The organism is Microbacterium sp. CFSPD4_SD4 (assembly GCF_057364585.1).
This window is the reverse complement of sequence record NZ_JBNFOC010000007.1, coordinates 86602-108160: the sequence shown is the minus strand read 5'-3', so window position 1 is coordinate 108160 and position 21559 is coordinate 86602. Positions and strand designations below refer to the sequence as shown.

Below are 21559 nucleotides of genomic sequence, written 5' to 3'. Positions count from 1 at the left end.
CATGCACGTGAAGCACAACATGCGCCGACGCGTCCTGGTCGCCGGGGCGGTGGGCACGGCGACGATCGTCGCCCTGAGCGGCTGCGCCGGCGGCGGCGGTGACGCGGACGGCCCCACCGAGATCACGTTCTCGTACCTGTGGGGAGGCGAGGAAGCGAAGGCGCTGGAGGCGATCATCGCCGACTTCAACGCCAGTCAGGACGACATCGTCGTCACGGGCGTCTCCAGCCCCGACACCCAGAAGCAGCTCACGTCGATGTCGTCGTCGAACGGCTCCTTCGACATCTCCGACAACTTCGGCAACACCGTCGGCGCCTGGGCCTCGAAGGGCATCCTCGCGCCGCTCGACGAGGCGATCGCCGCCGAGGACATCGATGTCGACGACTTCGTCCCCAGCGCCATGGAGCAGATGACCTACGACGGCAAGATCTACTCGCTGCCGATCGCCATCCACAGCTTCCAGCTGCTCTACAACCCGCAGCTTCTGGAGGAGGCCGGGGTCACCCCGCCGACCACGATGGACGAGCTCGCCGCCGCCATCCCGAAGCTCACCAAGAAGGACGCGTCGGGCAAGATCACGCAGCTCGGACTCGGCTCGGCGAACGACAGCACCACCCTCACGACCCTCGGCTACGCCTTCGGCGGGAGCTGGGACGGCGAGGACGGCCCGACCCCCGCGGAGGACGGCAACCTCGAGGCCCTGCAGTGGTATCAGGACAACGTGATCGAGCCGGTCGGCGCCGACGCCATGGCCACGTTCGTCTCCGGACAGGGCGAGTACCTCTCTGCGCAGGACCCGTTCTTCAGCGGCCAGGTCGCCATGATCATCGACGGCGAGTGGCGGTCGGCCAGCGCCGCCAAGATCGCCCCCGACTTCGAGTGGGGCGTGACCGCGATCCCCGCCGCCTCTCCGGACCTGGAGAACAGCACGCAGGTCACCGCGAGCACCCTCTTCATCCCCGCGAACTCGAAGCACAAGGAGGAGGCGGCCACCTTCCTCGCCTACCTCGTGAGCGACGAGCCCATGGAGAAGTTCGCCGTCGCCCTCGGCAACCTCCCCGGCCGCTCCTCCCTCGCCGGCAGCGCCGCGTTCGACGAGCTGCAGGACTTCGGCGTCTGGGCGGAGGCCGCGTCGTCCCCGAACGCGAAGTCCCTGGCGAGCCGTCCGTACAGCGCCGAGTACGCGACCGACCTCGCGACCGCGTTCGACGAGGTCGTGCGACTGACCGCCACCCCGGAGGAGGCGATCGCGACCGTCGAGGAGCGCATGGCCTCCTACGCCTCGAAGTGAGCCGGTCCTCGTGACCACGGCAACAGCACCCCGGGTCCGGCAGGAGAACGCTCCTGCCGGACCCGGCGCTCCCGTCCGGCGGCGCCGCAGCCGCCGGACCACGCTGATCGGCCTGGCTTTCGCGTCGCCGTTCATCGTCGGCTTCCTGTTCCTGTTCGCCTATCCGATCGCGGCGTCGGCGTACTACAGCTTCACCGACTTCAATCTGTTCCAGGCGCCGGAGTGGGTGGGGCTGGACAACTACACCCAGATGTTCGCCGACGGGGTGTTCTGGAAGTCGCTCGCCAACACGGCCGTGCTCACCGTGTTCGGCGTGCCGCTCGCGATCGGCATCGCGCTCGCCGGCGCGCACCTGCTGAACACCCCGGTACGCGGTCAGCCGCTCTACCGCGCCCTCGTCTACCTGCCCTCGATCGTGCCGGTCGTCGTCGGCGGCTACCTGTGGCGCTGGCTGCTGAACGCCCAGTACGGCTTCATCAACCACTTCCTGTCGTGGTTCGGCATCGAGGGGCCGGCCTGGCTGCAGCAGCCGGAGTGGACGAAGCCCGCCATCATCCTCATGTCGCTGTGGACCGTCGGCGGCACCATGATCATCTACCTCGCCGCCCTGCAGGAGGTGCCGAAGGAGTTGTACGAGGCGGCCGAGCTCGACGGCGCGGGGGCGTGGCGCCGCTTCACGAACGTCACCTGGCCCACGGTCTCCCCGGTCACCCTGTTCCAGGTGATCGTGAGCATCATCGGGTTCCTGCAGATCTTCACGCAGCCCTACATCCTGTCGCAGGAGCGCCTCAACCAGGCGGGCTCGGGGCCGGGGCAGTCGATGCTGTCCTACGCGATGTACCTGTACCAGAACGCCTTCGTGTTCCTGAAGATGGGCTACGCCTCCGCCATGGCGTGGACGCTGTTCATCATCACGCTCGTCGTGAGCCTCATCGTGCTCGCGACCTCGAGGAAGTGGGTTCACGATGGCGCACGCTGACATCTCCGCTCCGGTGCGCCGCCCCCGTCGCACCCGGCGCACGCTCCGCCGCGTCCGGCAGCAGATCGCGGTGACGCTGCTCGCGCTGCTGTTCCTGTTCCCACTGCTGGTGATGCTGTCGACCGCGTTCAAGGCACCAGGCGACGTGTTCTCCTCGCCGCCCACCCTGCTGCCCGCCGAGTGGACGACGGCCAACTTCGCCGAGGCGTTCGCGCAGATCCCGGTGTGGCGCTACCTCGCCAACACGCTCTTCGTCTCCGGCATGAGCATCCTCGGCACGGTCATCTCCTGCCCCCTCGTCGCCTACGCGCTGGCGAAGGTGAAGTGGCGCGGCGCCCGACCGCTCCTGATCCTCGTGCTCGCCACGATGATGCTGCCGCCGCAGGTCACGCTGATCCCGCTGTTCCTCGTGTGGAACGGGCTGGAGGCGACGAACACCTACCTCCCGCTCATCGTCCCCGCGTTCCTGGGCACGCCGTTCTTCATCTTCATGATCCGGCAGTTCCTCCTCGCGGTGCCGGACGAGCTCATCGAGGCCGCCCGTCTGGACGGTGCGTCCGAGTTCCGCACCTACGCGACGATCGTGCTCCCGCTGGCGCGCCCGGCCATCGTGACCGCCGCGATCTTCCAGTTCGTCTGGGCGTGGACCGACTTCCTCAATCCCCTCATCTACCTCAACGACCAGTCGACGTACACGCTGTCGATCGGTCTGTACGCCTTCTTCGGGGAGAACGACGTGGCCTGGGGGCCCCTCATGGCCGCGTGCGTGATGTTCACCCTCCCCGCCGTGGCGATCTTCCTCCTCGGCCAGAAGTTCTTCATCGGCGGTGCCAGTGCAGGAGCCCTCAAGTGACCCATGAATCCCTCGCCCTCCTCCGCGGCCGGCTCGTCGCCTCGGTCCAGGCCTCCGCGGGAGCTCCCGCGAGAGACACCCACGTCATCGGCGCGCTCGCCGAGTCGGCGCTGCTCGGCGGCGCGAGCGGCCTGCGGCTCAACGGGCCGGAGGACATCCGTCGGGTGCGACCGGTGACCGATGCGCCGATCATCGGGCTCCACAAGGTCTGGAACGGCGTCCGCAACGTCATCACCCCGGAATGCGCGCTCGCCGCGGGGCTGGCGGAGGCCGGGGCGGACATCATCGCGGTGGACGCCACGACGGAGCAGCTCGGCACGGACTTCCGGCTCATCGGGGAGATCGCCGCGGCGACGGGGCGGCCGGTGATGGCCGACGTGTCGACGGTCGCGGAGGGCGAGCGCGCCTGGGCGGCGGGGGCGGCGGTCGTCGGCACGACCCTGTCCGGCTACACCCCGCACTCGCCGCGTCAGGACGACCCTGACCTCGACCTCGTGGCCGCGCTCGTCGCCGCGGGGATCCCGACCATCGCCGAGGGGCGCTATCAGACCCCCGCGCAGGTGCGTGCGGCCTTCGACGCCGGGGCCTTCGCGGTCGTCGTCGGCGGAGCGATCACCGATCCGATCGCCCTCACGCGTCGGTTCGTCGCGGCGACACCGGCCGCCCGGGAGCGGGTGTGATCGTCGGGGTCGACATCGGCGGCACGAAGATCGCCGTCGCCGGGTTCCGTGCGGAGCCGGGCGGGGCGCGCCGTCGCGCCACCGCCGTGCACACCCTGCCGACGCCAGCTCGGGAGGGTGGCGAGGCCATCGTGCGGGCGGTCGTCGATGCGATCGATGCGATCCGCGGTGGGGAGCAGCTCGCGGCGGTCGGCGTGGGCACCGCGGGCGTGGTAGATCAGGACGGCGGCATCACCTCCGCGACCGATGCGATCAGCGGCTGGGCGGGCTTCCCGCTGCGTGCGGCGCTCATCCGAGCCCTCGATGTCCCGGTGGCGGTCGTCAACGACGTGCACGCGGCGGCAGTCGCGGAGGCCACAGCAGGGGCGGGCAGGGGAGCGCGTGGTCTGCTGATGGTCACGGTCGGCACCGGCATCGGGGGAGCCGTCGTCCTCCCGGACGGTCTCCGCGCAGGCGTGACCGGCACGGCGGGATCGGTCGGGCACACCGAGCTCGCCCTCCCGCCAGGACTGGCCGGTCGTCGATGCGGCTGCGGAGGGGTCGGGCACGTCGAGGCCGTGGCCTCCGGTCCGGCGTTGGAGCAGACGTACCGCAAGCGCACCGGCACGGCGCGTACGCTGCGGGAGGTGGACACGGCCGCTCGTGCCGGGGATGCGGTCGCCGAGGAGGTGATCGCGGAGGGGGCGGCGTTCCTCGGTCGCGCGCTCGCCGGGGCGCAGGCGCTCCTGGACGTGGAGGTCGTCGCGGTGGGCGGCGGCGTGGCGGCCATCGGGGAGCGGTACCTCGCCGGGGTCGCCCGCGCCTACCGCGCGGCGGCGATGCCGGGCCCGTCGACGGCCAAGGTGCGATCCGCGGAGCTCGGGGTGGATGCGACCGTCACCGGGGCTGCGGTGCTGGCACCGGTCTGAGTCCGGATTCCCACCCCGCATTCAGCGTTAACGATATATCGTTGAGTATCGTTCACGACTGGGAGGTCATCATGAACAACGCATTCCCCTCCACCCCGTTCGGCGGCAACGGCAACGGCAGCAACGGCGGCGACTTCGCCGGCGGCCTCGGCAACCTCTTCGGGGGCTCGCAGGGTCCCGCCGGAGCACTGTTCGAGGCGATGGACCAGCTCCGCAAGTCGTTCGAATCGCGTCCCTCCGGCGGGTCCCGCATGGCGCGCGGCGACGTGCGCGCCGCCGTGCTCTCGCTCCTCACCGAGCGACCGATGCACGGGTACCAGATCATCAACGAGATCGCCGAGCGCAGCGGCGGCACCTGGAAGCCGAGCGCCGGCTCCGTCTACCCGACGCTCCAGCTCCTCGCCGACGAGGGTCTGATCGAGGCCGAGGAGCAGAACGGCCGCAAGACCTACGCCCTCACCGAGGCCGGCCGGGCCGTCGCCGCGGAGAGCACCGAGACCCCGCCGTGGGTGCCGTCCTCCGACAAGGACCGCAGCCGCGACGCCCGGTACAGCGCTCTGCCCAAGGCCGGGGTCGACCTCGCCGCCGCGGCCGCGCAGGTCGGGCGCAGCGGCTCCGCGGAGCAGGTGCAGCAGGCCATCGAGGTGCTCGACGAGGCCCGCCGTAGGCTGTACACGATCCTCGCCCAGGACTGACCGCGTCGTGCGGCGTCCGGCGCGGAACGGCGGAAGGATGACGCGATGACGGCAGCGGCGGCACAGGGTCCCCACCGAGCCCGGTACCGCCGCATCCTGTCGTTCGCGAGCCGTGAGTTCCTGAAGATCTGGTGGTTCGAGCTCGTCCTTCCGCGGTTCGGGCTGTCTTCCGTCGCGGAGCGCACGCGCGCCCGCCGCATGCAGCGGTTCGCGCGGCGGTTCCATACGCTCGCGGTCGAACTCGGCGGGCTCATGATCAAGGTCGGGCAGTTCATGTCCTCGCGCCTCGATGTGCTCCCGCCCGAGATCACGGCCGAGCTGGAGGGGCTGCAGGACGAGGTCCCCGCCGTGCCCACCCCGCAGATCCGGGCGCTCGCGGAGGCCGAGCTGGGCATGCCGCTCGAGCGGGTGTACGCCTGGTTCGACGACACCCCCGTCGCGGCCGCGTCCCTCGGCCAGGTGCACCGTGCCCGGCTGTCGGCGCTGGACGCGGAGGACACCGGGCTGGACGAGGTCGTGGTCAAGGTGCAGCGCCCGGGCATCGACGAGATCGTCGCGGTCGACCTCGCCGCCCTCCGCCGGGTCGCGCGGTGGCTCACCCGGGTCCGGATCGTGGCCGACCGCGTGGACGCCCCCGCCCTCGTGGAGGAGTTCGCCGTCACGAGCATGGAGGAGATCGACTACCTCCACGAGGCCCGCAGCGCTGAGCGGTTCCGCGAGAACTTCGCCGACGACCCGCGCGTCGCCGCCCCCGAGATCGTCTGGGAGCGCACGACCCGTCGGGTGCTCACGCTGTCCGACGTGACGGCGATCAAGATCAACGACACCGCGGCGCTCCGGGCGGCCGGCATCGACCCCTCCGCGGTCGCCGACGCCTTCGCCGAGGTCATGTTCGACCAGGTCTTCACGCACCGGTTCGTGCACGCCGACCCGCACCCCGGCAACATCTTCGTCACGCCGGTCCCTTCGACGAGCTCAGGGACCCAGGGCGGCTCAGGGACCCCGGGCGGCTTCCGGCTGACGTTCATCGACTTCGGCATGATGGCCGAGGTCTCCGACAACCTCCGGCAGGGACTTCGGACCCTCCTCATCGCGGTGACAGCGCGGGACAGTCGCGGCCTCGTCCGTGCGGCGAAGGAGATCGGCGTACTCCTCCCCACGGCCGACACCGGCGAGCTGGAGCGGGCGCTGACCGCCCTCTTCGCGCGCTTCGGCGGGATGGGGTTCGCGGAGCTGAGCCGGGTGGACCCGCGGGAGTTCACCGACTTCGCCGAGGAGTTCGGCGACATGGTGCGGCGGCTTCCGCTGCAGCTCCCCGAGGACATGCTGCTCCTCATCCGGGCCGTATCCCTCACCTCCGGCATGTGCAGCGGCCTCGATCCCGCGTTCAACGTGTGGGACGCGGCCGAGCCGTACGCCGCGCGGCTGCTCCGCGACGAGTCCGGCACCCTCATGCAGGACATGGCGCAGCAGGCGATGGCGAACGCGGCCACGACCTGGCGGCTCCCGAAGCGCATCGACGACATCATCACCCGCGTCGACGACGGCAACGTTTCCTTCGACACCTCGCGTCTGGAGCGCCGCCTCGACCGGCTGGAGGGTATCGCGCGGCGGATCGCCTCCGGGGTCCTGTTCGCGGCGATGCTCATCGGCGGGGCGCTGCTCGTCGGTCCGCTCCCGCCGCTGGGCATCACCCTCCTGTGGGTCTCGGTGCTCCCGCTCCTCGGCGCCCTCTTCCTGGGTCGCCGCCGCCCCCGCTGACCCCCGCCAGGCCCCGCCCAGACCCCGCCGGGCGGCCCCGCCGGAACAGGCGATCGCGTGGAATCAGGCGCTCCCGAGCTGGAGCGCCTGATCTCCCGCGTACGCCTGAGCCCGCACAGGTGGAAAGATGGTCTCTCATGGACACGCCTGACGAGAAGCCCACCGAACGCTCCGCAGGATCCCCGACCCGTCCGCGCACCGACGCCGTCGTGACCGGGACGCACCGCCAGGCGGCGAAGGCCTCCGAGACCGCGCGCAAGATCGTCCGCGACATCACGACGGTCCCGCCGCGCAGCGTGCACCCGGCGCTGGTTCCCGGGGTGTCGGTGGAGGAGACGGGGCGCACCTACCGCACCGACCCGCTCGTGTTCGGCGTCGCCGCCGCGTTCGCCCTCGCCTTCATCGCGTGGGGCGTGTTCGCGGGGGACAACCTCGCCGGCACCACGAGCACGGTCCTCGCCTGGGTCGTGGAGTACTTCGGCTTCTTCTTCACGACCATCGCCACGATCATCCTCGTGTTCATGCTGTTCGTCGGCTTCAGCAAGTACGGGCGCATCCCGCTCGGCCGCGACGACGAAGAGCCCGAGTTCTCGATGTTCTCGTGGATCTCCATGCTCTTCGCGGCGGGCATGGGCATCGGCCTGGTGTTCTGGGGCGCGGCCGAGCCGCTGACCTTCTTCGAGAATCCGCCGCCCGGCACCGTCGAGGCGAACACCCTCGAGGCCATGCACACCGCGCAGACGCAGGTGCTCTACCACTGGGGCCCGCAGGCCTGGGCGTTCTACGCGCTCGTCGGTGGAGCCATCGCCTACGGCGCCTACCGCCGCGGCCGCACGCCGCTGATCTCGTCGATCTTCGCCCCGCTGCTCGGCGAGAACCGCACGACGGGCCCGGTCGGCCGCACGATCGACATCTTCTCCATCATCGTGACGCTGTTCGGCACGGCTGCCTCGCTGGGGCTCGGTGCGCTGCAGATCGGCCACGGCGTCGAGATCGTCAGCGGAGCCGGACCCCTCGGCAACGGCATCCTCATCGCGGTCATCGCGGTGCTCACGGCCTGCTTCATCGCGTCCGCCGTGTCGGGCGTCTCCAAGGGCATCCGGGCGCTGTCGAACATCAACGCCGTGGTCGCCATCCTGCTGGCGTTCTTCGTGTTCTTCGTCGGCCCGACGCTGCTCATCCTCAACGTGATCCCGTCGGTGGCCGTGCAGTTCCTCGGCGATCTGCCGACCATGATCGGCCGCTCCGCCTCGCAGGGTGAGGCCGCGCAGGCCTTCCTGTCGAGCTGGACGATCTTCTACTGGGCGTGGTGGATCTCCTGGTCGCCCTTCGTCGGCATGTTCATCGCGAAGATCTCGCGCGGCCGCACGCTCCGTCAGTTCGTGTCGGTCGTCATCGTCGTGCCCTCCGCGATCTCGCTCGTGTGGTTCGCGATCTTCGGCACGACGGCCATCCAGCAGCAGATGGACGGCGCCGGCCTCGTCGTCGACCCGCCGGAGGAGGTGCTGTTCGGGGTGCTGGAGAACCTGCCGTTCCCGCTCGTGACCAGCATCATCCTGATCATCCTCATCGCGATCTTCTTCATCACGGGTGCCGACTCCGCCTCGCTCGTCATGGGCACGCTTTCGCAGCAGGGCCGCCCGGAGCCGTCACGCTGGGTCGCCGTCGTCTGGGGTGTGTTGGTCGGTGTGATCGCCGCGGTGCTGCTCGTCAGCGGCGCCGAGGGGAGCGGCCTGCAGTCGCTGCAGAACGCGACGATCATCGCGGCGCTGCCGTTCGCGATCATCATGGCGTTCATGATGATCGCGTTCATGAAGGATCTGCGGCGCGATCCCCTGATCCTGCGCGACCGCTACGCCAGGGCCGCTGTCCGCCACAGCGTCATGGCCGGACTCGAGGAGTACGGCGACGACTTCGCGCTCGTGCCGGTCGAGTACGACCACTCGGAGGACGACCTCGCCTGGATCGACGAGGACACCGTCGACGACACCCTCGCCGAGGTGTACGAGGCCGCGACCGAGGCGATCGACATCATCCCTCCGGCCGAGGTGGACGCCGCCGTCGATGCGGCGATGGACGCCCCTGGCGACAAGGACTGAACGCGAGAGCTCAGGCGCTCACGCCGGGTCAGGCACGTCCTCTCGCAGGACGCCTGAACCGGCGTGGTCGCCTGTCTCGGCGGCCGCGGTGATCCGGGCGGCCATGCCGGAGAAGATGAGCCCGTGGAAGGGCAGCACGGCGAGCCAGTACAGCCGGCCGAGGAGTCCGCGGGGGAAGAACACGGCGCGCTGCTCGTAGCGGGCGCCGTCGCCGTCGGGCACCGCGCGCAGTTCGAGCCAGGCCTCGCCCGGAACCTTCATCTCGGCGCGGAGTCGCAGCAGATGCCCCTCCTCGGTCTGTTCGACCGCCTCGACGCGCCAGAAGTCGATCGCGTCCCCGACCCGGGCGGCGGTGCGGCTGCGGCGTCCGCGGCGCAGGCCCACGCCGCCGACCACGCGGTCCATGAGCCCCCGCACCGCCCAGAGCAGCGGCGACGAGTACCACCCGTTCTCCCCGCCGATCCCGAGGATGACGCGCCACAGCTCCGCGACGGACGCGCGCGTCGCGACGGAGCGCTTGTCCGTGAAGACGGTGCGTCCGGCCCAGTCGGGGTCGCTCGGCAGCGGGTCGCTCGGGGCGCCGGTCACCTCGGCGTCCTGCCAGCTCGTCTCCACGGCGTCCGCATCCACCCGGCCGAGGGCCAGCGCCACGGACCGGCGATACGGCGTGAGCCCGCCCTCGGGCCGCGGGATGAGCGCGTCGACGGCGTGGTCCTTCATGATGCACTCGTTCTGCAGCGAGGCGACGAGGGGCCGGGCGATGGAGCGCGGCACCGGGGTGACGAGGTTCACCCAGTGCGAGGCGAGCTCCGGGGTCAGCACCGGAAGGGCGGCGATGGCGCGCTGCCGCAGTCCGGCCTCCACCGCGTACCCGTTCATCATCTGGCCGTAGCGCAGCACATCCGGTCCGCCGATGTCGACCGCGCGATTCACCTGATCGCCGACCCGTGCCGCCCCGAGCAGGTAGTGCAGCACGTCGCGCACGGCGATGGGCTGGATGCGGTTGCGCACCCACTTCGGCGCCGGCATGTACGGCAGCACATCGGTGAGGTGCCGGATCATCTCGAAGGACGCCGAACCGGAGCCGATCACCACGCCCGCCTGCAGGACGAGGGTGGGCACCCCGGACTCCAGGAAGATCTCGCCGACGTGGACCCGGGAGCGGAGGTGCGGGGAGAGCTTCACGTCGTCCGGGTGCAAGCCGCCGAGGTAGACGATCCGCCGCACCCCGGCTCGGGCGGCTGCCGTGGCAACGGTGGCCGCCGCGCGCTCGTCGCTCTCCTCGAAGCCCTTGCCGGCCGACATGGAGTGGATGAGGTAGTACACGACGTCGACGTCGTCCATCGCGGAGGCGACGGCGTGCTCGTCGTCGGCGGAGCCCTCGAAGATCTCGCACTCCTCGCCCCAGCCGAAGGAGGCGGCGCGGACGGCGTCGCGGGCGAGGACGCGGACCCGGTAGCCGGCGTTCAGCAGGCGCGGGGTCAGGCGGCCGCCGATGTAGCCGGTGGCGCCGAGCACGAGGGCGCGGGGCGCGGAGCCGTCGTCGCGGGGGACAGCCCGAAGGGCGTCCTCGCGACCGGTGGGCTGGGTGAGCTCGCTCATGCTCCGAGCGTAGATCCCGGGGCGACACGGGGAACGGGCTTGCGTCCGGAGCATCGCGCCGTCGCGACACGCTCGCGAGCACCCCGGAGACAGGGTACGGTCGTATCCGTGACCTCCATCGAATCGATTCGACGAGCGCCCGCGGACCGCGCCACCCGCCGCGCGCGCGTCGCCGTCTCGGCGCTGTTCCTCACGAACGGCGCCCTGTTCGCGAACATCCTGCCGCGGTACCCGGAGATCAAGGCCGCCCTCGGCCTGGACAACCTCGGCTACGGTCTCGCGCTCGCCGCCTTCCCCGCCGGCGCGATCGCGGCCGGACTCCTGGCGGCCACGCTGATCCGCCGCTTCGGGTCGGCGCGCATCGCGGTCATCGGCACCGTCCTCACGAGCCTCGGCCTGCTGGCAGCGGCGCTGTCCCCGAACGGCGTCCTCTTCGCGATCGCTCTCTTCGTCGGCGGCGCCTCCGATGCCATCACCGATGTCGCACAGAACGCCCACGGCCTGCGCGTGCAGCGGCGGTACGGGCGCTCGATCATCAACTCCTTCCACGCCATCTGGTCCATCGGCGCGGTGCTCGGCGGAGTGATGGCCGCGGGCGCGATCGCCCTGCAGCTCCCGCTCGCCGTCCACCTGGGGATCTCGACCGCGGTGTTCGCGACGGTCGCCCTCGTCGCCCTCCGCTTCTGCCTGCCCGGCCGCGACGACGAGGCCGAGGAGGATGCGGTGGCGGAACCCGAGGAGATCGCCTCCGCGGTCCGTCGCGGCGTTCCGGCGCGGACGGTGCTGGCCGTGATCGCCCTGACCCTCATCGCGATGGCCGGAGCCATCGCCGAAGACGCGGGCAACTCGTGGGCCACCCTCTACCTCGGCGACTCCCTGGGAGCGGCGGCAGCGGTCGCACCGCTCGGATTCATCGCCCTCGTCGGCGCGCAGTTCGTCGGGCGTCTGCTCGGCGATCCGATGACCGATCGCTTCGGGCAGCGCTGGGTGGCGCGGGTCGGCGGCCTCATCGCCGCCGTCGGGATGACGCTCGCGCTGCTCTTCCCGAGCGTGCCCGGCACGATCCTCGGGTTCGCGGCCGTGGGCTTCGGCATCGCCACCCTCATCCCCGCCGCGATGCATGCCGCCGACGAGCTCCCTGGACTGCGGCCCGGGGTCGGGCTCACCGTGGTGTCCTGGCTGCTGCGGCTCGGCTTCCTGCTGTCGCCGCCGTTCGTCGGCTGGCTGGCGGAGACGCAGAGCCTGCGCGTGGGGCTCGTGGTGGCACCGGTCGCGGCGCTCGTGGCCGTGCTGCTCGCGGGATTCCTGGACGCCCGGCGCCCGCGGAACGCGTCGGACTAGGCCGGCTCCTCCACGAGGTCGGCGCCGCCGTGCACGGCGTCCGCCTCGGCGGCCTCCTGGATCGCGGCGGTCATCCCGACGAGGAACCGCATGACGACCACGCGCTCCTCATCGGTGAGGTCGTCCACGAGGGAGAGCATCCGGCGGTGCATGGCACCGAGTGTCGCGCGCACCTCGTCGTCGCTGCTCACGGTGGGCACGACGATGCCGGCGCGGCGGTCGGTCGGGTGCGGTTCGCGGCGCGCGTGCCCGCCCTTCTCCAGCCGGTCGATGAGCGTCGTCGTCGACGCGGTGGAGATGTCGAGCATGCGCGCCAGATCGATCGGCCGCACGATGCGACCGGCCTTCTGCTCGCGCAGCAGGAACCGGAGGGCGACGAGGTCGGTCTCGTTCATGCCCATCGACGCGCGCGTCCGGGCGCGCATCGCCGTCTCGGCACTGCGGTAGCGCCGCAGCATGTTGAGCACGTCGACCGTGGTGGCGCGCTCGCTGTCGGGGTACCAGTATCCGGAGGCGTGGAACTCGCCGGTGCTGTCGGTCACGCGACCTCTCCTTCGTCGCTGGAACCGGCCTCCCGCTCGAGCATCTCCATCGCGCCGGTCTCGACCTCGGCCGGGACGATGCGCAGAAGACCGCCCGTGATCGCATCGGTCTCGGCGGCGATGATCTGCTCGATCCGGCGTCGCGAGACGGAGGGGAAGAGTTCCTCCAGGCGTGCGAGCAGATCGGCGTAGCGGATGTACGACGCCTCCTCGAGGCTCAGTGGCTCGGGCATGGCATCCTTTCGGGGGCAGGGTTCCATCATCGCACCTCCGGAAGTCCCTGGTCGCACCCGATATCGCTAGACAGCCTTACTGTCAGGTTGCCGAGGTACCATGGAGTTCGGGGAAGGAGGATCTCTGCATGGGAAACACGAGTACCGACGTCACGACCTCAGCGCTCGCTCGCGATGTCGACGACTTCCGTCGCGCCGACGCGCAGTTGAACCGCCGTCTCGCCGCCCGGCGCGAACCCAACGATACCGACCGTGCGGCGATGCACTTCATCAGCACCGCGCCCGTCGAGAAGCCCGTCACTCCCCGCGACCTCGCCACCTACCTCGGCATCAGTACGGCCGCCGTCACGAGCGTCGTGCGACGGATGTCGGAGCGGGGGCAGATCGTCGTCGCGCCGCACCCCCTGGATGCGCGGTCCAAGGTCCTCCGGCCGTCGCTCCGCGATCTGCACGGACAGGGCGACGAGCTGGCGCAGCGCGTGGCTGCCGTCGAGGGTGAGTTCACCGCGGAAGAGGCGACCGTGATCTCCCGCTTCTTGCGCCGCCTGACCGACGAGCTCGGCGATCTTCCCTAAACGATTTGATTTAACTAGTTAAACTAGTAAACTATCCTCGTCCAGGTTTTCTGCCACGAGGAGAAGAACATGGGAACCCTCACCTACGCGAACCTCGCCGAGCCGATCGAGATCGACGACGAGCTGCTCGCCCACCTTCGCGCCGCCACCGTCACCAAGCTGCGGCGCAACGAGCCGTTCGCGCTCACGGTGCAGACCGGCGCCGACTGCACCGAGACGCTGTGGATCCACGCGTCCATCCCGATCCGCTTCGTCGTCGAGACGTCGGTCACCCTGCAGCGACCGCTGCTGGCCCGTCTCATGCAGGCCGCGGGTTCGACCGGCGGACTCGACCTCACCGACCCCGAGCTCGCGCTCGATGCGGTATCGCGCGAATTGCACGCGATGTCCGCCTGATAACGGAGGGGTGCAGACCTGCCTCACCGCCTCGGGATCCTCTTCAAGGGCTCTCGGATCCCGGGCGGTGACGGCTACGGCGAGAACGGAGCGGGGGCTCTCGATCGCCGACCGCGGCATCCGGCCGCCGGGATTCGGGTTCCCGGCAGCCGGATGCCGTTTCTTCGTCAGAGGGCGGTGTAGCCGCCGTCGACCAGGTGGTAGCTGCCGGTGATGAAGCTCGCGGCGTCGCTCGCGAGGAACACCACGAGGTTCGCGACCTCCTCCGCCTGGCCGAGACGCCCGATCGGTGCTTCGACACGAGGAAGTCCTTCGCCTCGTCGCCCATGTTCGCCAGGAGCGGGGTGTCGATGAAGCCGGGGCCGACCGAGTTCACCCGGACCCCCTGCGCGGAGTACTCGAGGGCGGCGGTCTTCGTCATGCCGACGACGCCGTGCTTGGCGGTGACGTAGGCGGGGGAGCCGGCGAAGCCGACACTGCCGAGGATCGAGGCGATGTTCACGACCGATCCGCCGCCGTTGGCGAGGATCGACGGGATCTGCGCCTTCATGTTGCGGAACACGGCGTTGAGGTTGATGGCGATCACCTTGTCCCACGCGTCTTCCTCGTAGTCCGCGGTGGGTGCCGTCGCGCCGCCGATGCCGGCGTTGTTGACGCCGATGCGGAGCGGGGCGAGCGAGTTGGCGAGCTCGACCGACGAGGCGATCCAGGCCGGGTCCGTCGCGTCGCCGACCGACGCCTCCGCGGTGCCGCCAGCGGCGCGGATCTCCTCGACGACCGCGTTCGCGTGCTCCGCGTTCAGGTCGTTGACCACCACCGCCGCGCCGTTCTGCGCCAGCAGCAGGGCGACCGCGCGGCCGATGCCGCTGCCCGCTCCTGTCACGATCGCCGAGCGGTTCGAGACGTCGTACTGAGCCACTTTCGGGCTCCTTCCCGGGCGGGCGCGGTGCCGGGAGATCTTCTCGGACGGTCCGTCCTTCCCTCCAGCCTACGCCCGGAATACCGGTGTGGATTCATGTGAATGGAAATGCTCGGCGGGCTGGCTACGCTGTGGGGACCGTCTGCCGTGGAGTACCGATTCCGGCGGGACGAATCCCGAGGAGGCGACCAGTGCACCCGCTCGCAGATGACTCCGAGGGCTCTTCCGGGATCGACGTGTTCTCGCCCCTCGCCCTGGTCGTCGTCGGAGAGGATCATGGCGCGGTCGTGCGCCGCCTGCGTGCGGCGCGGCCGAATGCGATCGTGACGGGACTCGGGTCCGTCGATGCGGCTGCACTGGCGGACGCCTCCGCGACGGCTCATCTCGTGCTCGGCATCGGCGAAGTGTCTGGCCCCGCCTGGTGCGATGCGGTTCTCGCGGAGGGCGACGAGGGCGGCCTGTCCCGCTTCCTCGCCCGAGCGGCGGAGGTCGAGGAGCGGCGGAGAGCTCGGCGACTCCCTCCGGACACGCCGCCGATCCTCGAGTCCTGGTCGCCGCGCTGGGCGGCGGATGCCGCGCGCCTCGGCGCCCGCGTCGCCACGGCGTTCGACGGCGTCCCGGTGCGCGTCGATCACATCGGCTCGACGGCCGTGCCCGGGCTGCGCGCCAAGCCGATCATCGACCTTCAGGTGGGGGTGCGCGACCTCGCGGACGCGGATGCCGCGGAGCAGCGCCTCGGGGACGCCGGCTTCGTGAACATGCAGCGCATCGTGCCGGACGCGCCGGGCGTCTCCCGGGACAACGCCCGGACGGGCGGCGACCCGGACGAGTGGTCGAAACGCCTGTTCGCGAGCGTGGACGCCAGGGCGCGGGCGATCGTGCATGTGCGACGCGTCGGGGCGTCGAACGCGCGGTACGCCCTCCTGTTCCGGGACTGGCTGCGGGCGGGCCCGGAGGCGCGCGACGAGTACGCGGCGCTGAAGACCGCGCTGGCCTCCGCGCACCGGGGCGACCGTGACTTCGACGACTACGCGCGGGCGAAGGACCACTGGTTCGACCGGGCGCAGGGGGAGATAGATGGAGGCCTGGGCGCGAGCGACCGGGTGGGTGCCGGGCGGCCGTGAGGCGTGAGTGCCGCGAAGAGATTCGAGCTCATGACGCAGGGCGAGGCTGCTCCTCGCCTGCGGGATCCCAGTGCTGCGGTGCCGCGTCGTCCGAGTCCTCGGGGTCATTGACATCCTCGCGGGGCTGAAGGCCGCGCATGAGCGTGGCACCCAGGCACAGTAGGACGAGAGCGACCACCCCGGCGCCGACCAGGGCAAGCCGGGGGCCGGCCACCGCCACGATGATGCCGGCGGAGAGGAAGACGAGGATCTGGATGACGTTCTCGGCCATCTCGTCGAGCCCGCCGATGCGCCCCAGGTGTTCGTCCTCGACGCTCGTCTGGAAGAGCGAGGTGACGGCGACGTTGTAGGGCGCGTTGACGAGCGCGCTGATACCCACGCCGACGAGGAGGACTCCGATGTTGGGTGCCATGCCCATCACGAACTGCGCGACCACGAAGAAGGCGAGGCAGACAAGGAACAACGGTTTGACCTTCACCCACTTCACGAAGACCCCCACCAGCAGAGCGGCGACGACCGCGATCAGTCCGTTCCACGACAGCACGATTCCGAGGGTCTCGACGGGGAGGCCGAGTTCGTCGTCGAGGAGGAAGAGGAGACCGAAGGAGTTGACGCCCGCAGTGAACGTCACGCCGTAGGAAGCGACCAGCATGCCGAGCGCGAGTCGGTTGCGCGCCAGGATGCCGACAGCTTCGGGAATGCCGCGGATCGAGTCGGCGGCTTCCGCCAGGCCGGTGCGGATGCTGACGCGGAGAGGCGTCTTCTCTCCACTCGTGGGCTCAGGGCGGATCAGGACCTGCAGGAGCGCGGCCGAGACGAGGAAAGACACAGCGTCCAGGAGGAAGGCGACCGACGGGCCGTAGGCGGCGAAGGCAAGTGCCGCCAACGCCGGACCGACGGAGGCGAGGGCCCAGCTCACCGCCTGGATGATGCTGTTCGCGCGGGGGATCATCCCGCGCCGAACCAGGCGGGGCACGAAGACGAACGCCGACGAGGCGAAGAAGACGCTCGCCGTCGCTGCGCTGAAGACGAGCACATAGGCGAGCGCGCCTGGCGCAACCGACCATGCGACGACAGCGAGCGCCACGCTGAGAGCGCCGCGGATGAGCATGGTGGCGATGAACGTCTTCCGAAGGTCGAAGCGATCGGCGATCGCTCCGGCGATCGGAGCGAAGAGCATCCCGGGGACGACTCCTGCCAACAGGAGAAGGACGCGAGTGAGCTCCTTGTCCGGCGTCTCCTCGTAGAACCAGAGATTCAACGACATGACCCGGAAGGCGTCGCCGAGGTTCGACACGGCGATCGTGCTCAGGAACACGAAGAAGGTCCCGGGGAGGCCGAAGAACGACCTTCCGGGGTGCCGCACTGTGTTCATGCTCTGCCTTCTTGAGTCGGTGCAAGAGGATCCGCCCACCGTAGCCGAGCGGGAATCGCCCACGGGAAAGTTCTTGACACGCTCGCGACGCGGGTCTAACGTACAACCAAATGGTTGCACAAACGGAGTTGAGCGAAGCGGAGGTCGACCGTGTGTTCCACGCACTGGCGACGTCGACCCGGCGGGACATCCTGCGCCGGACGATCGAGCGGGAGCAGTCCGTCTCGACCCTCGCCTCCGAGTACGAGATGTCGTTCGCCGCGGTCCAGAAGCACGTGGCCGTGCTCGAGGCGGCGAACCTCATCGTCAAGCGCGCCGAGGGACGCGAGCGGCTCGTCCGCGCGAACCCCGAGATGATCGCCCGCGCCAGGGCGCTCCTCGCCCGATACGAAGAGCTGTGGCGGTCGCGCATCGCCCGGCTCGACGATCTCCTGGCCGAGCCGTCCCCGCCCGCGGGGGAGCGACCGGCCTCCACCGACCCCACCAGCAGTCAACGCAACGAATCGCAAGGAGACTGACATGCCTGTCACGGACATCATCACGGATGCCGAGAACCTCACCATGACCGTCGTCGCCGACCTGGCCGCGCCCGTCGAGCGCGTCTGGGCCGCCTACACCGACCCGCAGCAGCTCGAGCGGTTCTGGGGTCCTCCCGGCTGGCCGGCCACCTTCACCCGGTGGGACCACACCGTCGGCGGGCGAGCCGTCTACACGATGAACGGTCCCCGCGGGGAGAAGGCCTCCGGCACGTGGGAGTTCCTGGAGATCGACGCGCCGCGCAGCTTCACGGTGCTCGACTCGTTCGCCGACGAGGAGGGCACGCCGGATGCGAACCTCCCCTCCATGCGCATGACCTTCACGTTCGAGCCGACGGCCGAGGGCACCCGCATGGTCAACACGAGCCACTTCACGTCCGCCGAGGCGCTCGAGCAGGTCGTCGCGATGGGCGCCGTGGAGGGCACCCGGATGGCCATGGCCCAGCTCGACGCCGTGCTGCAGGACCTCCGCGACTACGCCCAGGGCAAGGGCACGCGGGTGGAGCTGCTCGACGACACGCACGTGCGCATCACCCGCCTCGTCGAGGGTCCGCGCGAGCTGGTGTGGCGCGCCCACTTCGAGCCCGACCTCATCCGGCAGTGGATGCTCGGCCCGGACGGGTGGGAGATGACCGAGTGCGTGTCGGCGACCGAGGTCGGCCAGTCGTACCGGAACTCCTGGGCGCCCGTGGGCGACACGGAGGGTGAGCCGTTCGGATTCGAGGGGGAGGCACTGCTGATCGACGCCCCGAAGCGCGCCGTCACCACCGAGCGGATGCAGGGCATGCCGACCGAGACGCTCAACGACCTCAACCTCTACGAGGAGGACGGCGCGACCCTCGTCACGGTGCTCATCGAGTACCCCGACAAGGAGACGCGGGACATGATCCTCGCCACCGGCATGGCCGACGGCATGGAGGCCTCGTTCGCGCGACTGGAGCGGGAGCTGCTGTCCGTCTGACACCCAGGCACGCGCGCCGGAACAGGCGGTTCTCGTGGAGAGCCGTCTGTTCCGGCGCTTCTGCCTGTGCGAAAGGGGGATAAAGTGGCGGCACGATGAGGATCACGCGCCGTACCCTGCTCCTCGGCGCCGGAGCCGGTGCCGTCTCGGTGCTTCTCGCCTCCTGCACCCCGGAGCCGGAACCGACGCCGACCCCCACCCGCACGCGCGAACCGGAGCCGCCGCCCGGTGTCCCCGCCCCGAGCGGGAGCGTCCGCAGCACCTGGACCACCGACCCCTTCGCCCGGGGCGCCGCGAGCTTCACTCCCGTGGGGGTGCTCGCCGCGACCCGTGCGGCGCTCGCGCAGCCCGTCGACGACCGGCTCTTCTTCGCGGGCGAGGCGACCGACGACGAGGCGCCGGGTACCGTCCGGGGAGCCCTGCGGTCGGGCCGCCGCGCCGCGCGGGAACTCACCGTCGCCGCCGAGGACGGCGAGCGGGTGGCCGTGATCGGCGCCGGGATCGCCGGAGCGACCGCCGCTGCGCAACTCGCGGAGGACGGCCTGCAGGTGACGGTGTTCGAAGCGCGCGACCGCGTCGGCGGCCGGATCCTCTCCCGTGCGGACGAGGAGTGGCCGGTTCCGGTGCAGCTCGGCGCGTGGCTGTTCGGCGAGGCGGACGCGGAGCTTCTCGAGACGATCGACGAGGGGGACATGGACCTCGTCGACCTCGACGGGGCGCGGTGGCGCTCGGCCGAGGGCGACGTCGACCCCGTGGATCCGCAGCCGGTGGAGGCCGCGGTGACCACGGCGCAGTCCGCCCCGCAGGACTCCTCGGTGGCGGACGCCCTGGTGGCAGCCGGCATCGACCCGGAGGATCCCGCGACCGCCGCGCTCCTCGCGCTCCTCGCCGCAAGGACCGGCGCGGACGCCGCCGACCTGTCGAGCTGGTTCGCCCCGCCGCTCCCCGACGCGGCGCTGCAGGGGGTCGGCGACGATCTGACCCCGTTCATCGAGAGCACCCTCGACGGCGTGAAGGTGGGGCTGAGCTCGCCGGTCACGCGCCTCGCGTGGGACGACAACGGGGTGAGTGTGCGCCTCGGCACCGGGGAGGCCCTCTCCTTCGACCGGGTGCTGCTGACGGTGCCGCTCGGGGTGCTGCAGGAGCAGGCGATCGAGTTCGATCCGCCGCTGCCGTTCGACAACCGCGGCGCCGTCTCCGCGCTCGGGATGGGCGCCATCGAGACGGTGTGGCTGCGATGGGACGAGCCGTTCTGGGACGGTGACGAGGCGATCTGGCACGCGGTCGGCGACGACATCGCGATCCCTACGTGGATCAACCTCCGCCCCTCGACCGGCGAGAACGTGCTCGTCGGGATCGTGGGCGGTGCGGCGGCCCGGGACTTCGCGGAGCTCGGGGACGCGGAGGCCGTCGAGGCGGCACTCGCTTCGCTGGCGCTCTACGCCTGAACCGGCTCGCGCGCGGCCTCGGCCGGGGCGCGGTCCTCGGGAGGAGGCTCGGCAGGAGCGCGGTCCCACGGGTCCGGCAGGCGGCTGATGAGCACGAGCGCGGTCGCCACGGCGGCGAACACGGCCAGCGCGATCGCGCAGGAGACGGTGAACTCGACGGGACCGCTCACCTGCCGCGGGTCGAGGAAGTAGTACGGGTACCAGCCGATCAACGGTCCACGGATGAGCGTCGCGACGCCCCACAGCACCGGGTAGGCGAGGGTCACCGGGATCACGCGCCACGGCACCGCCCGATGCCCCGGGGCCAGGGCCCAGGCCGCGACGGTCACCGCGGGCAGCCAGAAGTGCAGCACCTGATCCGACCACGGCACGTCGATGCGGATCCCCCGGACTCCGGCCTGCCAGACCAGGATCGCGAACACGAGTCCCGCCGTGATCGTCCAGGTGAGCACGAGGGCGAGCGCCACCGTGAGCCACCGCGGGTCGCGGGCTCTCCTCAGCGCGAGGACTCCGGCGACGGTGAGGAGGACGACGAAGGCGATGTTCGACTGGTTCGTCAGATACGCGAAGAAGTTCTGGCTCGCGATGGTGTTCGACGCGAGTCCCCACGCGAGGCGGTGGATCAGCGCGACGAGGCAGACGGCGGCGGCGGTGAGTCGGAGCAGGCCGAAGACGGTGCGCCTGCTCACCGTCGCCTCGTCCTTTCCGCCATCCGCCGAGTCTACGGAGCCGACCCGGGATGACGCCGCATCAGGCCGTCGCGCGGGTTCAGGCGCGGGCGGGTGTGGGGGCCTGTTCTCGCGGGAATGCCTGGTGTGGCGGAGGGGGTCAGCGGCGCGGAGCGCGCGTCGACCACAGGGCCAGCGCGATGAGGGCCGGCTGGAAGAACAGACGCACGAAGCGCTTCATGTCGGTGTCGAGGCCGAAGCCGTCGCGATGATGCATCCACTGCGCCACATTGCCCGGGAAGACCGCGGCGAAGAAGAGCGCGGCGACGGTGCCGACCGTGCGACGGCGGCGTCGGGCGAAGAGGAGAGCGGAGCCGAGCGCGACCTCGGCGACGCCGGACGCGAGCACCGTGGCGTCGAGATCGAGCGGCAGCGATTCCGGCACCTGCGCCTGGAATTCCTCGCGGGCGAACGTGAGGTGGGAGACGCCGGCGAACACGAGCGAGGCGCCGAGGAAGATCCGGCCGATGGTGCGGGGAGTCGACATGGTGCGAGTGTACGCCTCGCCGTCGC

General features: G+C 70.7%; 21 protein-coding genes and 1 pseudogene. 15 read left to right on the top strand and 7 right to left on the bottom strand.

What is annotated here, in order from left to right; all coding sequences use genetic code 11:
- Position 1: 1 nt before the first annotated feature.
- From AC2W7E_RS11875 to AC2W7E_RS11840, 8 genes are all read left to right on the top strand, one after another.
- Positions 2-1291: an ABC transporter substrate-binding protein gene (locus AC2W7E_RS11875; protein WP_303709674.1), complete on the top strand. Its 1290-nt coding sequence runs from the start codon at positions 2-4 to the stop codon at positions 1289-1291.
- A 10-nt stretch (positions 1292-1301) separates the two neighbouring features.
- Complete coding sequence (locus AC2W7E_RS11870) at positions 1302-2270, top strand: carbohydrate ABC transporter permease (protein WP_025104069.1); 969 nt, start codon at positions 1302-1304, stop codon at positions 2268-2270.
- The gene (locus AC2W7E_RS11865; RefSeq protein ID WP_485989165.1) at positions 2257-3123 is read left to right on the top strand and encodes a carbohydrate ABC transporter permease; all 867 of its coding nucleotides are present in this window, start codon (positions 2257-2259) and stop codon (positions 3121-3123) included. Before AC2W7E_RS11870 ends, AC2W7E_RS11865 begins: the two co-directional genes overlap by 14 nt.
- Positions 3120-3803 (top strand): N-acetylmannosamine-6-phosphate 2-epimerase, encoded by a 684-nt coding sequence (locus AC2W7E_RS11860; RefSeq protein WP_085604542.1) that lies wholly within the window; start codon positions 3120-3122, stop codon positions 3801-3803. Before AC2W7E_RS11865 ends, AC2W7E_RS11860 begins: the two co-directional genes overlap by 4 nt.
- A complete protein-coding gene (locus AC2W7E_RS11855) occupies positions 3800-4711 on the top strand; it encodes an ROK family protein (RefSeq protein WP_485989164.1) in 912 nt (303 codons plus the stop codon). Before AC2W7E_RS11860 ends, AC2W7E_RS11855 begins: the two co-directional genes overlap by 4 nt.
- 71 nt (positions 4712-4782) lie before the next feature.
- Complete coding sequence (locus AC2W7E_RS11850) at positions 4783-5406, top strand: PadR family transcriptional regulator (protein ID WP_085605007.1); 624 nt, start codon at positions 4783-4785, stop codon at positions 5404-5406.
- A 45-nt stretch (positions 5407-5451) separates the two neighbouring features.
- Positions 5452-7167, top strand: coding sequence for an ABC1 kinase family protein (locus tag AC2W7E_RS11845; RefSeq protein WP_485989162.1), 1716 nt, complete (start codon positions 5452-5454; stop codon positions 7165-7167).
- Positions 7168-7304: 137 nt separating this feature from the next.
- Positions 7305-9266: a BCCT family transporter gene (locus tag AC2W7E_RS11840; RefSeq protein ID WP_485989161.1), complete on the top strand. Its 1962-nt coding sequence runs from the start codon at positions 7305-7307 to the stop codon at positions 9264-9266.
- A gap of 18 nt (positions 9267-9284) precedes the next feature.
- On the opposite strand, the gene AC2W7E_RS11835 is transcribed toward AC2W7E_RS11840, so the two are convergent.
- Positions 9285-10868 (bottom strand): SDR family oxidoreductase, encoded by a 1584-nt coding sequence (locus tag AC2W7E_RS11835; RefSeq protein WP_126893714.1) that lies wholly within the window; start codon positions 10866-10868, stop codon positions 9285-9287.
- A 117-nt stretch (positions 10869-10985) separates the two neighbouring features.
- Here AC2W7E_RS11835 and AC2W7E_RS11830 point away from each other — a divergent pair, with 117 nt between their 5' ends.
- Positions 10986-12209 carry an MFS transporter gene (locus AC2W7E_RS11830; RefSeq protein WP_161973052.1) on the top strand — a complete coding sequence of 408 codons (1224 nt, stop codon included), beginning with the start codon at positions 10986-10988 and terminating at the stop codon, positions 12207-12209.
- On the opposite strand, the gene AC2W7E_RS11825 is transcribed toward AC2W7E_RS11830, so the two are convergent.
- Positions 12206-12751 (bottom strand): MarR family winged helix-turn-helix transcriptional regulator, encoded by a 546-nt coding sequence (locus AC2W7E_RS11825; RefSeq protein WP_025104061.1) that lies wholly within the window; start codon positions 12749-12751, stop codon positions 12206-12208. The two genes, AC2W7E_RS11830 and AC2W7E_RS11825, sit on opposite strands and share 4 nt — an antisense overlap.
- Entirely contained in the window at positions 12748-12984 is a 237-nt protein-coding gene (locus tag AC2W7E_RS11820; protein ID WP_025104060.1) for a hypothetical protein, read from the bottom strand. The genes AC2W7E_RS11825 and AC2W7E_RS11820 overlap by 4 nt, the downstream gene beginning before the upstream one ends.
- Before the next feature lie 128 nt (positions 12985-13112).
- On the opposite strand from AC2W7E_RS11820, the gene AC2W7E_RS11815 reads away from it, so the two are divergent.
- Positions 13113-13559: a MarR family winged helix-turn-helix transcriptional regulator gene (locus tag AC2W7E_RS11815; RefSeq protein ID WP_062633229.1), complete on the top strand. Its 447-nt coding sequence runs from the start codon at positions 13113-13115 to the stop codon at positions 13557-13559.
- A gap of 69 nt (positions 13560-13628) precedes the next feature.
- On the top strand, positions 13629-13955 hold the full coding sequence (locus AC2W7E_RS11810; protein WP_126893715.1) for a DUF7882 family protein: 327 nt from the start codon (positions 13629-13631) through the stop codon (positions 13953-13955).
- A 167-nt stretch (positions 13956-14122) separates the two neighbouring features.
- Here AC2W7E_RS11810 and AC2W7E_RS11805 read toward each other — a convergent pair.
- Positions 14123-14874 (bottom strand): annotated as a pseudogene (locus tag AC2W7E_RS11805) (SDR family NAD(P)-dependent oxidoreductase).
- A gap of 191 nt (positions 14875-15065) precedes the next feature.
- Here AC2W7E_RS11805 and AC2W7E_RS11800 point away from each other — a divergent pair.
- Positions 15066-15998 carry a GrpB family protein gene (locus AC2W7E_RS11800; RefSeq protein WP_374461059.1) on the top strand — a complete coding sequence of 311 codons (933 nt, stop codon included), beginning with the start codon at positions 15066-15068 and terminating at the stop codon, positions 15996-15998.
- Between the two features lie 28 nt (positions 15999-16026).
- Here the strand turns inward: AC2W7E_RS11800 and AC2W7E_RS11795 are convergent, their stop codons facing one another.
- On the bottom strand, positions 16027-17373 hold the full coding sequence (locus AC2W7E_RS11795) for an MFS transporter (protein WP_485989160.1): 1347 nt from the start codon (positions 17371-17373) through the stop codon (positions 16027-16029).
- A 110-nt stretch (positions 17374-17483) separates the two neighbouring features.
- On the opposite strand from AC2W7E_RS11795, the gene AC2W7E_RS11790 reads away from it, so the two are divergent.
- The 3 genes from AC2W7E_RS11790 (at position 17484) to AC2W7E_RS11780 (ending at position 20318) form a co-directional block, all read left to right on the top strand.
- A complete protein-coding gene (locus AC2W7E_RS11790; RefSeq protein WP_102208606.1) occupies positions 17484-17891 on the top strand; it encodes an ArsR/SmtB family transcription factor in 408 nt (135 codons plus the stop codon).
- Position 17892: 1 nt separating this feature from the next.
- On the top strand, positions 17893-18870 hold the full coding sequence (locus tag AC2W7E_RS11785; RefSeq protein WP_126893745.1) for an SRPBCC family protein: 978 nt from the start codon (positions 17893-17895) through the stop codon (positions 18868-18870).
- 95 nt (positions 18871-18965) lie between these two features.
- Positions 18966-20318 carry a flavin monoamine oxidase family protein gene (locus AC2W7E_RS11780; RefSeq protein ID WP_485989159.1) on the top strand — a complete coding sequence of 451 codons (1353 nt, stop codon included), beginning with the start codon at positions 18966-18968 and terminating at the stop codon, positions 20316-20318.
- Here the strand turns inward: AC2W7E_RS11780 and AC2W7E_RS11775 are convergent.
- Both AC2W7E_RS11775 and AC2W7E_RS11770 read right to left on the bottom strand, forming a co-directional pair.
- Positions 20309-21007 (bottom strand): Pr6Pr family membrane protein, encoded by a 699-nt coding sequence (locus AC2W7E_RS11775; protein ID WP_029989453.1) that lies wholly within the window; start codon positions 21005-21007, stop codon positions 20309-20311. The genes AC2W7E_RS11780 and AC2W7E_RS11775 overlap by 10 nt on opposite strands.
- Before the next feature lie 139 nt (positions 21008-21146).
- Positions 21147-21533: a DoxX family protein gene (locus AC2W7E_RS11770; protein WP_485989158.1), complete on the bottom strand. Its 387-nt coding sequence runs from the start codon at positions 21531-21533 to the stop codon at positions 21147-21149.
- Positions 21534-21559: the final 26 nt, after the last annotated feature.